At 34.4% G+C, this 14,761-nt stretch carries 12 protein-coding genes, 1 pseudogene and 1 riboswitch; of the genes and pseudogenes, 2 read left to right on the forward strand and 11 right to left on the reverse strand.

Going from position 1 to position 14,761, the window contains the following annotated elements:
- Positions 1-79: 79 nt before the first annotated feature.
- From csn2-St to cas9, 4 genes are all read right to left on the reverse strand, one after another.
- On the reverse strand, positions 80-1,117 hold the full coding sequence (csn2-St, locus tag RK01_RS08150) for a CRISPR-associated protein Csn2-St (protein WP_016172818.1): 1,038 nt from the start codon (positions 1,115-1,117) through the stop codon (positions 80-82).
- Positions 1,117-1,425, reverse strand: coding sequence for a CRISPR-associated endonuclease Cas2 (cas2, locus tag RK01_RS08155; RefSeq protein WP_016172819.1), 309 nt, complete (start codon positions 1,423-1,425; stop codon positions 1,117-1,119). Before cas2 ends, csn2-St begins: the two co-directional genes overlap by 1 nt.
- An 11-nt stretch (positions 1,426-1,436) precedes the next feature.
- Positions 1,437-2,342, reverse strand: a complete 906-nt coding sequence (cas1, locus tag RK01_RS08160; protein ID WP_016172820.1) for a type II CRISPR-associated endonuclease Cas1 — start codon at positions 2,340-2,342, stop codon at positions 1,437-1,439.
- Between the two features lie 144 nt (positions 2,343-2,486).
- Positions 2,487-5,852: a type II CRISPR RNA-guided endonuclease Cas9 gene (cas9, locus tag RK01_RS08165; protein WP_016172821.1), complete on the reverse strand. Its 3,366-nt coding sequence runs from the start codon at positions 5,850-5,852 to the stop codon at positions 2,487-2,489.
- A 174-nt stretch (positions 5,853-6,026) separates the two neighbouring features.
- On the opposite strand from cas9, the gene RK01_RS08170 reads away from it, so the two are divergent.
- Positions 6,027-6,866 carry an aldo/keto reductase gene (locus RK01_RS08170; protein ID WP_016172822.1) on the forward strand — a complete coding sequence of 280 codons (840 nt, stop codon included), beginning with the start codon at positions 6,027-6,029 and terminating at the stop codon, positions 6,864-6,866.
- A gap of 59 nt (positions 6,867-6,925) precedes the next feature.
- Here RK01_RS08170 and RK01_RS08175 read toward each other — a convergent pair whose 3' ends face one another.
- The 5 genes and pseudogenes from RK01_RS08175 to maeA all read right to left on the reverse strand — a co-directional run bounded on the left by RK01_RS08175 (position 6,926) and on the right by maeA (position 12,521).
- Positions 6,926-7,711, reverse strand: coding sequence for a Cof-type HAD-IIB family hydrolase (locus tag RK01_RS08175; protein WP_016172823.1), 786 nt, complete (start codon positions 7,709-7,711; stop codon positions 6,926-6,928).
- 111 nt (positions 7,712-7,822) lie between these two features.
- Positions 7,823-9,127, reverse strand: a complete 1,305-nt coding sequence (locus RK01_RS08180; RefSeq protein WP_016172824.1) for a coiled-coil domain-containing protein — start codon at positions 9,125-9,127, stop codon at positions 7,823-7,825.
- 12 nt (positions 9,128-9,139) lie between these two features.
- On the reverse strand, positions 9,140-9,655 hold the full coding sequence (locus RK01_RS08185; RefSeq protein ID WP_016172825.1) for a hypothetical protein: 516 nt from the start codon (positions 9,653-9,655) through the stop codon (positions 9,140-9,142).
- Between the two features lie 195 nt (positions 9,656-9,850).
- On the reverse strand, positions 9,851-10,816 hold the full coding sequence (locus RK01_RS08190) for an AEC family transporter (RefSeq protein WP_016172826.1): 966 nt from the start codon (positions 10,814-10,816) through the stop codon (positions 9,851-9,853).
- Between the two features lie 17 nt (positions 10,817-10,833).
- Positions 10,834-12,521: pseudogene (gene maeA / locus RK01_RS13940) on the reverse strand (oxaloacetate-decarboxylating malate dehydrogenase).
- 148 nt (positions 12,522-12,669) lie between these two features.
- On the opposite strand from maeA, the gene RK01_RS08210 reads away from it, so the two are divergent.
- Positions 12,670-13,560, forward strand: a complete 891-nt coding sequence (locus RK01_RS08210; protein WP_016172830.1) for a LysR family transcriptional regulator — start codon at positions 12,670-12,672, stop codon at positions 13,558-13,560.
- A gap of 109 nt (positions 13,561-13,669) precedes the next feature.
- Here RK01_RS08210 and RK01_RS08215 read toward each other — a convergent pair whose 3' ends face one another.
- A complete protein-coding gene (locus tag RK01_RS08215) occupies positions 13,670-14,002 on the reverse strand; it encodes a hypothetical protein (RefSeq protein ID WP_016172831.1) in 333 nt (110 codons plus the stop codon).
- 8 nt (positions 14,003-14,010) lie between these two features.
- A riboswitch (SAM riboswitch) is annotated at positions 14,011-14,106 on the reverse strand.
- Between the two features lie 63 nt (positions 14,107-14,169).
- Complete coding sequence (locus tag RK01_RS08220) at positions 14,170-14,637, reverse strand: flavodoxin domain-containing protein (protein ID WP_016172832.1); 468 nt, start codon at positions 14,635-14,637, stop codon at positions 14,170-14,172.
- Positions 14,638-14,761 lie beyond the last annotated feature (124 nt).

The following is a 14,761-nucleotide window of genomic DNA, read 5'->3' on the forward strand; positions in this document are numbered from 1 at the left end:
GTAGTTTTACCGTTACTCAATTTTTAAGAGTACAAAAACCTCAAATGGACGTCTCCATTCAAAAGTTCTTGGTTTTTGGTCAATTATTAAGAAAATTGCACTCTAAATCATTCAATTTTTCATTATTTTGACATTGACGATTTAAAGTATCAATCCCTAATAACTCCTCTAACACTTTTAATAATACCATGTCCTTTTCTTTTAAGTAAGGATTCTTAACCAAGCCAATATATGGAAAAATTCTAAACAAACTAGCAATAAAAACTTCATCTTTCAACGTAAATTCGCAAGGATAATGACGCGCAAAGGATTCTTTCAATATTTCAAATTCTGGTAATTGTTGATATCCTTGAAATAATAATACAGTTTCAGAAATATTGCGCTGATTGAATTCTAAATCTAAATAATCTTCACTTAAAACAAATACAGACAATAATCCCGTTTCATCATTAATGGTTGAGAGTTGGCACAATAGATTTTGAAAAGCTTCACGTCCCATAAAGGCGTTTGGATTATTAATCCATAACCATGTCATTTTTTGTGATTTTTTAATATGTGTAGCTAGTAATGCACAATAATCTCCTATTAATTGGTCAATATCCAACATTTCAAGTGGATAAGCTACATCTTCTTCAAAAAATCCCAGTTCTAAAAATATCTTCACCATATCTGCATAAGTTACACTTCTTAAAGCTGGAACAATATGGTTAAAATCTTCTGTCATATAATTTTGTAAGATGGCCTCTAAGCTCAAAAATTCATTGTTAAGCTGCTCCAACTGTCGCTGTATTGTAAAATTTGATTCAGCCTCGCTAAGATAATGAGACATTAATGTATCTTTTTTTATACGACAGTTTTCTAATAAACTTTCTCGACAGTCTAAAAAGAACAAAGATAAGTCTTTTGCTTTAACTTGTTTATCGTTACAAATAATTACAATTCCGTCATCACCATACACATTTTCTTCTAAGTCAGACAAAGACTTACCTGAGCTAAACCGTTTCAAGCCTCGATAAAGCTTCCATTTAATTTCATGATTTGAACCTAGAAAATATGTAATATGTTCTGCATTAAATGTTAAATATTTTTTATATTCGTATTCCAGTTTCACCTCCACTAAATCACCACCATCTTATTGTTGCCAATTACTTCTTCTTGGTGACTTCGCTGTCCAACTAATAATTCCATTTCTTCAAACTGCTTTTCGCTAACATAAAGTAACCGAATTTCGCCGACTGGGGGAACCATACGTTTTAAAATAGTTTCAAATTTTTTTCCCGCTGATCGATTTGGAACTGCACGATAATAAATTGAATATTGTAACATCACAAACCCATTGGATAATAATTCTTTACGAAACATTCTATATTGCCGCTGCTCTTTTTTGGTTTCCACCGGTAAATCAAACATACATAAGATTCTCATCTGCTGATACCTCATCTTCCCACCTCAATAAAGTCATTCAACGCTATGTTATGAATAGCTTTTTCGTTACGATCGTTCATGGCTTTAACAAAACTATTAACGTATTTTAGCATTACTTGATCAACTGTACTTTTAGTTGATTTATACTGCATTGGTTGATGTAAAAATTCAATAATTTTTAGTCTTGATTGATAAGATAAATAATTAAATTGTGACAAGATTTCTTTATCAATCCAGTAATCCATAAGTGGCCTAAAAGGTTCCATTAAATCATCAACTAGATTAAAAGAATTATATTCATTGCAATGAAATACTCCCAACATTGTCATGAGACCTTGTCCTACAGTTAATCTTGCAATTGCAGCTCGAATAACGGCGTAGCCATAATTCATTGCAATATTAGCTAAATCATCAGTATCCCTTGTAAATTCCATCCCATATAACGAATTAAAATAAACTTTTGCAACGTGCCCTTCACGATTTGTTTCATCTCCTGGTTTTAACTGTTGGTACATTCCAATCATTATATCTAAACGGTTATCATCTATTCCTTTATATTTTGCAAATTGAATTTGATTTGAAATTTTTTGTCCGACGATATTCTGCCACATAAGTTGTTTAATCGCATCATCCCAAGTTAACTGTTCCTGTGATCTCTTTCCGCATCGATGATAGTTTCCATAATTCAAAAATAGCCCCGTTGGCAGATACTTATTATCACAAACGATCAACGCAATATTATATTTGCTAAACCGTGCAAGTAAATTTGTTGTAATAGTGGCGTTACTTTCAATAATCACCATACTAATATCGGCTAATGGAATATGATATTTTTGTCCTTTTTTCAGAATTTCAAGATTATCTAACTTCAAATTCAAGCTGTCACTTTCTTTAATATGTACAATCCGCCACGTCATATTTGTACCTCCAAAAAGTAATAAAAAAACCCACTCTGAAAACAGAGTGGGAAATTCGGCATAAAGCCTTATTTTTGTAGATTCTTAAAAATTGAATAACGGTAGCAAGCCGTCGCTTGCATAATTATCTTACCAAGATAGCGATTACATGTCAAGAATATCACTTGGTTCTTTTTCTCCGTTTTCAATATAAGTATTTCCCAACTCATCGGTATTTAGTTTTAAAATTTTATAGCCTTTTTTTGCAAATTTCTTTACAAATTGGCCGTTAGGTGTCACAGTTCCGTAAAAACTTACTTTTTCTTTTCCATCAAATTTGGTTTTATCTATTGGTTTAAGTTCTACGTACCCTTTTTGTGCTGGTAAAGTTCTTGACGAAAATAATAAATCTAAATTTTCTCCCAATTCATTTGTAACTTTTATTCGATCACCACGATATAATGAAAATAGAAATTTCGAGCCTTCAGAAATCTCCTCCTCCTGCTTTATTTCTTCATAGCGTACTTTTGGAACTCCGTATTTTCCATTTTTACCAAATTTTAAATCTGAATATTTTAATCCCATAATCTCGTATTCTTGATTTTCTTCGTTAAAATATACATCTGTACGCCACGGTTTCAGAGATTGTAAAATAACCTTTTTATTTTTAGCATTGTCAGGCGTAACATCTATTGATGAACCTAATTTTGAATCATAGTATTTTAATGATTTAACAGCAGGGCCATTATTTTTTTTCGCAAATTTAGTTACAAAACCATTGTCTTTGCGATAGAGTTCAAAGGGACTTATTTTTTGAACGTCTACTTTTCCATTATCTTGCACAACTTCGATTGATTCGGGATACTCCGCTACAATTTTTTCTAATTTTTCAAAAGTTTTAGGATCAATTCGCGCCATTAAAAATTTAGCTTTATCTTTATTGTAAATTTTTTTAAAGCTAACATACCCCTCTAGACTATATATATCTTTAATTGTTCCCAATACATAATCTGTTTCTTCTTTATCTTTCCCAACTTTTGCTTTACGGGTTGTATAAATTGTCGCATCACTTACTTTTCGATTTTTCTTTTTATCAACTTGATGTCTAAATTTGATATCTTTTTTTACTTTTGGTATCTGTTCTAAAAATTTTGCATAAGGTAATTCATATACATCAGCCTCGTAATCGTGATCTGTAATAATTTCTCCTGTTTTAATATCAATAACATTTTCTCCAACTTTATTTGGAATAATTGAAGCGCCTTTTTCCCACAAATTTAACATTGGAGATACCGCAATGACAGCAGCATCGACGGCATGATGATGATGTGTATCTCTCGATTTATTGATATTCCATTTTTCACGTAGTTTACTCGTAAATTTTCCTCTTATTACTGTAACTTTAGTGTCTAATTGCTTAGCTTTCACAAATTGCTGCAATTCATTTAAAACTACTCTAGAAGCATAGCGTGTATCTACTAGATTACGTTCAATAAACCGTTTACGTACTTCCAAGTCGTTAAGATTTTCAGTGAAAAGTAAATTACGCTTTTTTGCACTTGAAATTCGGTTATTATTTTTCAACATGGCATTCATTGCTTGAAAACCTTGCCCATGACCAGCATTAAAGAAGGCATATGGTGTTTGTTTATCTTTTTGTCGATTCATTTCCGCAAGACACAAGACTTTATTATTCATACCATCATCAAAAGAAACAGATAATGGGATCACGTGATCTATATCAGTAAAGTGATCATCACGAAAGACTCTTTCAGCTGGCATTGCTTTCCCAGAGTACAAACATCGTCCCATTTGCTGATACCAAAGACGTACTTTACTTCGAAACTTTTTCGATTGACGATATTTTGCAATCACTTCAGCTTCACTTTTACCAGATTCCATGATGAAATTTTTAAGTGCTGCATCTTTTTCTTTTTCGTTGTCTTTTTGAAATTTCACATAATCACGTCGCGCTTTGTCTTCATCATCTTCTCTTGGCATTTCAATTACAACATACGCAATATTAGGATATTTTTTTAGTAATGTATTGAAAAGTTTCATGGTTTGACGCGTAGATTTCCGTACAACTGGATTGTATAGATTTTCCAATAGTGCTTCACTGTCAATTTTATTCTTTCCAACATAGTTACGCTGATCTTTTTTCATTAAGCCCATCTCAGTTAAGATAGTCATCTGTTCTTTGTTAGTTTCCAGTAACTCTGGTATTAGAATTTTCATTGTCTTGTAGGAAAAGCGATGCCATTTTTGATTAGTACTTAATGTAAAAGCATTTTTATTTTCAATAATCAGATTAATTAGCTGTTGATCCAAAATTTTGTATTTATTCGCTAAATTATCCGTTAAAATACGACGAATCTCGCCATTTTCTGTATTTAAGCTTAATGCATCCCCAAGTTCGTCAAGTAATTGTGATGGCCACTCATTTATTTCATATCCTAATTCAAGAAACACTTTTCGAATTTTGCGATAGACAGCCATGTTATGAATTTCTGACTTTCCATCACGGTTAATGCGATAGCGACTGATTTGCTCAACCGTTACACCAGCTGTTTTAGCAATCAACTTCATCATATTGACACTTTTTTCAGTTGTTTTTAATTCCATGATAATTTTTTCTTTTTGCTGCTTAGTCAATTTTCCGGTCTCGGTATCATCAATTGCCAAGTTGTTTAAATCGTTTAAAAGATTGTAGACCTGTGCCGTATAGGAATTTCCCGCCGCTCGAAATTCATCTGGAAATATCTTATCTTTCCCAATTAAAATCGAAAATAGATTTTGTAGCGTTGTACCATCTGTCCGGTAAATACCATAATCTGTTCGCGATTTTTCTGAACCGGGTCCAATAAAGTAGTCTCGTTTACGACTGATAAAATCCGTAACTTGATTAATAAACGTCTCGTTAATTTCTGGATAAAATTCTTGTTGTGTGTACAATATTTGTTGCGCCTCATCCACGTAAGCATGGTTTGGAAAGACGTTTAGTAACACATCATTTTCGTCAATTGCGATTTGACCTCTAACCTTATGAAATTTTTTTAAACGCTGGAATTGAATTTCTGCTGGCGTTTTTTCTTTCAACAATTTCTGATTCTTTTTCACCCCTTCTTTATAACTGCCAGTGGTTCCTTCTTCTTCAATATCACCCAAGTCATAACTGACACCGCGACGTTTTACGATATGAAGTAAAGCTAATGCAATTTCTTCTTTTGATAATTTTTCCGTTAAACCTTTCACACGAATTTCATAAGGGTTTTCATTTAGCAATTCTCCATTGTATGTAAAACTTTGTTCTTTTAAATATTTTTTCAAATCGCTGATTCTATTTTTTCGACGACGCAGCAGTCTGCGACTTTGCCTAAAATTCCGTCGTTCTTCATTTTTTGCTGCTGAAGCACCTGAAAAAAGACTAACGCCACTTTCTAAAATTCGTCCTGATTTAGTAGCGACAACACTCCATCCGACACTTGAAATTCCAATATCAAATCCTATATTTACTTCTGTCCTATCCAATTTTTAGTCCTCCTCAACAATTTGTTAACGCTTACTTAATTTTATCAGATTATCCTTCAATTTTCATTTTAAACCACTACTTTGTTATATTTATCTTCTTTACTACCCTATCATTTCACTCAAATTCAATTTCATGATAAGTTTAAAAAAAGAACATTTTAAGGAGGATGAATGATGACTGTACCAAATTTTGTTTTAAATGACGGGAATTATATCCCCGCTCTTGGTTTTGGAACTTATAAAATTCGTGGCGACCATGGGATGCAACAAATTTTAAGTGCTATTCACGATGGCTATCGTGCCCTTGATACTTCGACAAACTACGATAATGAAGGAATTGTAGGTGAGGCAGTGCGCCGTTCTGGCATTCCCCGTGCAGAATTTTTTATCACTTCAAAATTACCGGGAAAATACCATCACTACGACGATGCACTGTTGTCTATTCAAGAATCTTTACGGCGGATGGGGTTAGCGTATTTTGATCTTTTCTTAATTCACTGGCCATTGCCAAAACGTGGTCTTTATTCTGAAGCTTGGCAAGCGTTGGTAGCCGCTCAAAAATTGGGACTTATCCGTTCAATTGGTGTTTCAAATTTTGAACCCGAACATTTAGATAAAATCATCAGTGATACAGGTGTCACCCCTGCCGTTAATCAAATTGAATTACATCCTTATTGGACACAAGAAAAAATGGTAGCAGAAAATAAAAAACGCGGTATTACAACAGAGGCTTGGAGCCCTTTGGGTCGCGCCAGCGCATCATTAAAAGAACCTTTGATTCAAGATTTAGCAAAAAAATACCATAAAAATGCTGGTCAAATTATTTTACGTTGGCACCATGAACGTGGGATTGTTCCTATTCCTAAAGCAAGTTCACTAACGCATCAACGTTTAAACTTGGATATTTTTGATTTTGCTTTAATGCCAAATGAAATTGAGGCGATTACGGCACTAAATAAAGCCGATGGCCGCATTAACGATCAAGATCCTAACGAATACGAAGAATTTGAATAAAAAGACACCTGCTTGTTACCTCGGTTTACTCCAAACCAAGTTAACTTGCAGGTGTTTTTTTATTGCACTAATCCTAATTTCTGACAGGCCAGCCAAATACCGTCTTCTCCAACTTTATCGGTGACAAATTTTGCTTTTTCTTTTAAAGCATCACAGGCATTTCCCATTGCAATTGGGTATCCAACTGCATCAAACATTGCCAAATCATTTTCTTCATCCCCGAAGGCCAACGCTTCTTCTGGTTTAATGTTTAATTTTTCCAGTATTTCATGAACTCCAGTTGCTTTTGATACGTGGGATAAATGTACGTCCATTACCACTGGTGCAACTTTTTCTGCAACTAGTAATTCACTTTCTAATTGAATATTTTTACGATCTTCTAGACGAACAATTAATTGGATGACATCTGGTGGTAAACTTTTGATATCTGCGACATACTCGATATATTTTGCAGCAGCATCTTCTGTCGCCACTTTTTTACTGGTCGCCAAAAAACGCTCTGGCGTTTCAATAATATAGCGGATTTGTTGGCGGTCAAATTCCAGCATTGTTTCTTTTAAGAGTGAATGTGCAATTGGATGACAGGCCACTTCTTTTCCTTTGTACAAAACTTGTGTGCCGTTGGAGGCAACTAAACTTTCAACACCTAATTTAGAGGCAAATTCTCGCAACATTAAATGATTGCGCCCTGAAGCAATCACAGGTTCAATCCCATTTTGTTTTAGTTGACGCAATGCTTCTTTAGCAGATAAAGGAATTCTTTCCAAAATGCTTAAATCATGGGGTAATGTATTATCTGCTAATGTACCATCAATATCAAAAAATGCAATTTTAAATTGTGTCATCTCGTCCCTCTTTTCATTTTTGTCTTCTCTTAATTTTAGCAGTTCATAAAAGAGATTACACTGCCAAATAAAAAAAGATTGAAGAGCAGCAATACTACTCTTCAATCTATCTTATTGTTTCGCAGAACCATTACCATGCCCTGGAGTATAATTTGCGGCTTGCGCTACCGTAATTAAACTAAAGTTATCTGGATTTTTTACTTGACCATAAGTTTTACCACTTTCTACTTTTAAAAATTTATATCCACTGGGCGCTTGGTGCCACCCGCCAGATGTTGGAATAGCCGTAGGGGTGTCATTATTTGAAGGGGTGTTCACAACTGTTTGCGCCTGCGCTTCTTTTTGGCGTTCTGCTTTTTCTTGTGCTTCTTTTACCGCCTTAAGTTCGGCTGCTTTTTTTCGAGCAGCGGCTTCTGCTGCAAGCTGTTTTGCTTTTGCCTGACGTTCATTACTTACTTTAAAGGAGCTATCGTAATTGGTTTTCAGGGTAGTATAGCTGTTACTTAAGTCACCAGGTCGATAATTTTTTAAGCTTAAGGAATCACTTAGTGCAGTTCTAACTTGATTGAGTTCTATTTTCTCGTCAGAATTCAAATCTCCTTTGGCTAATAATTCATTTGTTGCTTTAATCAATTCCCGCGCAATTTTTTCATTTTCTTTAAAATCTTGTTCCGTAGCAGTGGCACGACTTTGTAAAGTTGTCACGATATTTTGGGAATTGTCACGATGGCTTTTTAAGACATGCAAATCGTTGGCGTCTTTAAAATATTTTTCATTTTCCTTTTGTAATGTAGCCAATTCTGTCTTATCTGTTTTGGTTAAGAATTTATGATTTTGCAACGTTTTGACTGTCTTATTATCTTCTTTTAAGTTAGCTACAAAATCTAGCATTTCTGCTTGATTCTCTTTCATTTCTGCTGCTAATTTTTCTGTCTTGGTCGCTAACGTTCGGACAGGTTCCACCTTTTGCGGTGAACTAATTTCAGTTAATTCATCGGTTAAGACAGCAACGCGTTTTTCATCATCATCTGTAATAAAGGGCTCTTGGCTTTTTTCTTTTAAGTCAGCCAAATCTGCTGTTACAGTATCATATTCTTGTGCCGCTACTTTGGCTTCTTTTTTGATCAACCTTAAGTGAACTTTATGTAACAATTTTTCTTGTTGCTTTATTTTTTCTTGAAGTTTACTACGATTTTCACTGGTTTTTACTTTTGCAAAGGTTGTGACAGTTTGCTGCAATTCTTTTTTATCTGGAGGTGTAATAAATTCAGAGTTAAGTGCTTGTTGTACTTTTTGTTCTTGTTTCGCTTGTGTATCATAAACAGTTTGATATGCATCAGTATTTAAACCGGTTGCAACTAAACCCGTACTCATAAAAGCTAGCACTACACCTAAAACATCCCGTTTTAACTTCATATTTACTCCTTTCTAAACCAAATTTTGTTTGCGGTTTTCAATAGAATCGCGATACCATTGTAAAGAAATCTCAATATCTTCTTTTAATTCTTGATCATCAGAAAGATAATTATAATAGGCGATGATTTCCCCAATTATTTCATTCAACCCGATAATCGCTTTGACATCGTCCGCTGTATTTTTATTTTTCAAACGTGCAAGTAATTCGTGTGATTCCCGCTCAAAATAATGTTTTAACTGATAATCAATAAAGAAAACAAGTTCATCATTTTGAAGCGTTTCTGATTGATAGCGCTTTAAAAAATCAACTAATTGATCGTAGTTTTCACTTTCTCTTTTCATTTTCTTCATTTGAAATAAAACAATTCCCATGGCGATAAAATACCAAATCAGCGGATTCATCCGAAACAAATCCAATGCGACAATAAAACTTACACCTAACAATAAAACAGCTGTTAAAAGAGTTACTTTTAAACCATAACGTTGTTTTTCCTTGTACAAAGATAGAATATAGTAATACTCACTCATCTTTTCTCCCCCAATTCACTTTATTTTTTCATCTAATTCTATTTTATCCTATTGTGTAAAATAAAAGCAAAAAAATAAAATAAATATTCTAATTTTGATTTTTCGATCAAAAAAAACATTCAAACCACTAACACCCTTCTACCATTATAAAAATGATGAAAGTAGCGCTTGTGTTTGAATGTTCTATTTTTTCTGTTAAATATATTGGACGATAGCCATTAAGACTGGTACTACTACAACAAACAAAATGGTACTTGTGGTTACCAAGTTCGTTGCGTATTTAACATCGCCATGGGCATCTGCCGCTAAAATTGGTAATACGGCTAACATTGGTGTCGCTGATTGAACAATCAATGTTTGTTTTAATAAACTAGCCAAATGAATATCAAACATAGATGAACCTAAGCTAATTAAGCCAATCAAAATAACTGGTGATAAAACAAAACGACCAATTAATGCTACCACAGTATCTCGGTCAAAACGAATACTCTTCAAACTAGCATCGTATAAGACAATCCCAATATAAAGTAGTGATAACGGTGTTACAATTCCACCAACATAACCTAATGTTGCGTTGATGAAACTTGGTACAGGAATACTAAAAATTAGAAATATTAATGCCACAATAAAACCTAATAGTGGTGGTGGCAATAATTTTTTCCAGTTTAATTTAGCTTTTTGGCTTCCTTTTTCTTTTGTAGGGTCATCATTTGAAATTAAAAATACCCCAAAAGCCCAAGTCGAAATCGTATTCGTCACATAATAAACTAAAAAGTATGGTAACGCCTTATCACCAAACAAAGCAATATTTAACGGCAACCCAATGAAAATAGTATTCGCATTTACGACCCCATTCATAAAAATGCCGCGACGTCCTGGACGGATTTTCATCACTTTTACTAATAGGTAGGCGATAAGATAACCAATAATAACGCCTAAAACTGGAAATAAAAGACTACCGGATAATGAAACTAAACTATCTTTAGTCAAATATTTTAAAACGGAAACAAAAATTGAAGCTGGTAACGCAATTTTTGTAATTAAGCTGGAAATATTTTTACCAAAATTATCATCAAACCAACCTTGTCTTTTCAGGATATAACCTAATGCAATCATCAAAATAATACTAATAACACTTTGAATTGATTGAAAGAATACCACAATAATCCCTTCTCTCTTTAATATTCAGGAACCCATTTTGTTGCTTTAACGGCGGCTTTAATGTCTTCAATTGGTTCTTTGTTTAATTTTTGATCTAAGACACTTTGCCCCACAACTTCTGCAATTCGTTCTGAAAACTCAGCAAGTTTTGCAACTGGTGGTAAGACTGCGGCACCTGGTTTTGAAGTATCAACTAAACCACCTAAAGCGTGGCTTGCTTGTGATAACATTTCACCAGTTACCCGACTAGCAGTTGATGCAATAATGCCTAACCCTAAACCAGGATACATTAGTGCATTATTGGCTTGCCCAATTTGGTAAGTTACCCCGTTATATTCTACATCTGCAGCCGGAATTCCTGTACCTACTAAAGCTTTACCTTCTGTCCAATGAATTAAATCAGCTGCTGTTGCTTCAGCTAATTTGGTTGGATTTGAAAGTGGGAAAATAACGGGACGATTTGTATGTGCAGCCATTTCTTTTACAATCGTTTCAGTAAAAGCACCCGGTTGGGTTGAAGTACCAATCATAACCGTTGGATGAACAGTTTTTACCACATTTTCTAAATTGGTTAAATCAATACTTTGATCAAATTCCTCACGTTTACGTACAAAAGCTTTTTATCCTTCTGTCAAATCTGGTGTATCTTCAAACAACAAGCCTTGTTTGTCTACTAAATAAAAACGACTTCTTGCTTCTTCTTCACTTAAGCCTTCACGAATTAATTCATCTAATAATTGGTTAGCAATTCCAACCCCGGCAGTACCAGCCCCAAAAGTTAAAAAGGTTTGGTCGGTGAGTTTTTCCTGGGCAATATTCATTGCTCCCAAAACGCCGGCTAAAACGACAATCCCAGTTCCTTGAATATCATCATTAAACGTCGTAATTTTATCTTGATATTTTTCCAAAATAGTCGCGGCATTACTCCGGCCAAAGTCTTCCCAGTGTAATAACAGTTCAGGGAATAATTTTGTAGCAGCTGTCACAAATTTATCGACAAAATCCATGTAACGTTCACCATAAATACGTTCGTGTTTATTGCCTAGATATAAAGGATCCTGCAATAATTTTTCATTATTCGTTCCAGCATCTAAAGATACAGGTAAGACTTGACTAGGATCAATACCAGCTTATTACAACACACGGCTAAATCGAGTGATGCAAAAGGTAAGACTTGACTAGGATCAATACCAGCGGCTGCTGTATATACCATTAATTTACCAATCGCAATATCTACACCGTTGACACCCCAGTCACCAATCCCTAAGATACCTTCTGCATCTGTGACGACGATTAAACGAATATTTCTGCCGGCAGCTGCATTTTTTAAACTTGCTTCAATATCTTCTGGTGCATCAATTGATAAAAAGGCGGCATTTTGTGGTTGCACAAATAATTCATTGTATTGTTCAATTGAATCGGCTACGGTTGGATCATAAACAATAGGCATAAACTCTACAATATGTTGACCCATTAATTTATAAAACAAGGTACGGTTAGTATTGAAAATGTTCATTAGAAAAATTCGTTTTTCCAAGTCGCTAGTCTTACTTAAATATTGACCATAAGCTTGGACTGCTTGTTCTTCTAGCGTTTGTATATGACTAGGCAACATGCCGACCAAACCTAATTTTTCTCTTTCATCTTTTGTAAAAGCAGTTCCTTTGTTTAAAAATGGATTATTTAACACTTCAATGCCTTTCATACTATCTTCCTCCTATTTTTCATATCCTTTACACCGATTAGAATAGTTCCTGCCGCTTGTTATAGTCAAAAAGAAACGTTATGATAAATATTGTTTATATGAAAAGGATACAGGTTTTTATTTACATACGTCAATTAGGAGAGCTCAGATGAATATTCGTGATTTAGAATACTTTCAACGTCTTGCCTTAGAAAAAAACTATTCAAAAGTTGCCGCATTTTATCATGTGAGCCAGCCAACTATCACTTATGCAATAAAAAGATTAGAATCGGAATTGAATATTGCCTTAGTCAATCGTAGTCAAGCACATAAACATGTCGCATTGACCAATGCTGGCCGCCAATTTCTACAGCACGTCAATACAATTTTACGGGAATTACGGATTGCCAAAGAAGAAATCAGCCATTTGACAATCAAAAAAATCCCATTAGGGCTACCTCCTATTATTGGTAATTATTATTTCCCCAAGTTATCACCTCAATTGCTAAAAGCAGATATCTTACCTCACTTAATCATTCGGCGGGAAGGTTCAGAGAATTTGCTACGTCAAGTCAAACTTGGTAGATTGGATGTCGGTCTCATTGGATCATTAGATCCGATTCAAGAAGAGTCTTTATCAGCTGAAATTTTAACAAAAAAGAAATTCAAAATTGTAGTGGCTAAAAATCATCCCTTGGCACAGCAAAAAGAGATTGCATTTGGGAAGCTGGCGACAGAAAAATTTTTATTGTTAAGTGAGCAATATGTCCATCACCATGCTTTTTTACGTCTCAGTCAGCAAAATAATTTGGATCCCCAAGTCATTTATCAAAGTGATGATTTAGATATTTTAAAGGGCATGATTAAGTCTGGCATGGGAGTTGGTTTTTTAGCGGAATTGGCCATTAATCCAGATGATAATTTAGTTACCTTGGATTTGACCGATAACAATCAGCCTCAATTTCTCATCTCCCTTGTCTATCGCAATAGCAGTATTTTACCGCCCGCCGATAATGGAAAAACTATTCGAATTAATTCGTCAGGTTGTTGCCTCAGATGAAATAAAAAAAGTTCAAAAAGACTAGCCTTAGTGAATTACCTTTCAAAAATTAGTTTTTTAGCTAATTTTGGGAAGAAATCACAACTGTCTTTTTGAACTTTTTTATTCTTTATGTTTTTCTTTTTCGAAAAGTCACCACGTTATTAGGGATTGCCTGATCGTAATGCGATTTTTTTTGTTTTGTAGTTTGGGTTGGAAATTCCCCTTTAATCAATGTGCCTGGTGTCAGTGAACGAGTGAGTTTACGCAGTCTTTCATTTGCATCTTCTTTTTCTTCTTCCATTTGCACTTTCATAGCATCTAAATCTTCTTTTGAAATGGTCAAATGCTGAAATTTTTCCTTAACATGATGATATGCCATGGCTTCGGCAAAACTTCTAGGGCCACCCCGAACTAAAAAACGCAAATAAATTGCATAGTCACCTGTAAATCTTTTTTTCATCTTATTTCCTCCTATCTTTCCTTTGGGCAGGATGGAGCACCTTATCCTAAGACAGGTTGCTGAAGCGTCATAGAGCCTGTTCTCTTAGCTTCTCTTGATAGCTTGTTTTATTATAGCAAAAACTTTTTAAAATTCTATTAACACCCTACTTGCTTTTTACCGGTTATTTAAGAAAATTGCGCAGCTATTTCGTTAATTTTGTCTTCATCAAGTTGATTAGTATAGGTGGTTAACCCGGCGACTTTTTTCATCACCAGTTTACTGAAAAAACTGCATTGGGTTGGATCATAAATTCCACCAACAAAAGCTTTAACAGTGGCATGTGTTAATAATTCAGCAGAAAAATTTTCCACAAAAACTTCTGATGCTTGCTCCGGTTGCAGTCCACAAAGAAATAGACCTACGTTGTGCTGTTTTAATTTTTCCTGGTAGTTTCCCACAAATGCCTTCAGTTCTTTATCAACCATTCCGGCAGTTATAGGAGAACCAATAATAATATTTTGATAATCTTCTAATACATCCGCGTGCACAAAAGCTAGCGGTAAGACGGTAGCTTTTGGAATCATTGTTGCCAATTTTTCAGCTACCTTCTTTGTTGCTCCATATTTTGTCGCATAAATAATGGCTGTTTTCATCTTTTCTCCTTTATTCGTTTATTGTGTTAAAAACTTTTATTTCCCTTTGTGAGGGTGATTTTCCCTTATTAAAACTTTCTCTTTAATTACACCATAGACCCGTTTTTATGTGAAATAAAAAGGT

Source organism: Enterococcus dispar ATCC 51266, from assembly GCF_000406945.1.
Taxonomy (GTDB): domain Bacteria; phylum Bacillota; class Bacilli; order Lactobacillales; family Enterococcaceae; genus Enterococcus_C; species Enterococcus_C dispar.

What these genes read in the sequence shown, in the direction of transcription:
- cas2 (WP_016172819.1), bottom strand. Translation starts at nt 1,425, where the DNA reads ATGAGAATCTTATGTATGTTTGATTTACCGGTGGAAACCAAAAAAGAG.
- cas1 (WP_016172820.1), bottom strand. Translation starts at nt 2,342, where the DNA reads ATGACGTGGCGGATTGTACATATTAAAGAAAGTGACAGCTTGAATTTG.
- RK01_RS08170 (WP_016172822.1), top strand. Translation starts at nt 6,027, where the DNA reads ATGACTGTACCAAATTTTGTTTTAAATGACGGGAATTATATCCCCGCT.
- RK01_RS08175 (WP_016172823.1), bottom strand. Translation starts at nt 7,711, where the DNA reads ATGACACAATTTAAAATTGCATTTTTTGATATTGATGGTACATTAGCA.
- RK01_RS08180 (WP_016172824.1), bottom strand. Translation starts at nt 9,127, where the DNA reads ATGAAGTTAAAACGGGATGTTTTAGGTGTAGTGCTAGCTTTTATGAGT.
- RK01_RS08185 (WP_016172825.1), bottom strand. Translation starts at nt 9,655, where the DNA reads ATGAGTGAGTATTACTATATTCTATCTTTGTACAAGGAAAAACAACGT.
- RK01_RS08210 (WP_016172830.1), top strand. Translation starts at nt 12,670, where the DNA reads ATGAATATTCGTGATTTAGAATACTTTCAACGTCTTGCCTTAGAAAAA.
- RK01_RS08215 (WP_016172831.1), bottom strand. Translation starts at nt 14,002, where the DNA reads ATGAAAAAAAGATTTACAGGTGACTATGCAATTTATTTGCGTTTTTTA.
- RK01_RS08220 (WP_016172832.1), bottom strand. Translation starts at nt 14,637, where the DNA reads ATGAAAACAGCCATTATTTATGCGACAAAATATGGAGCAACAAAGAAG.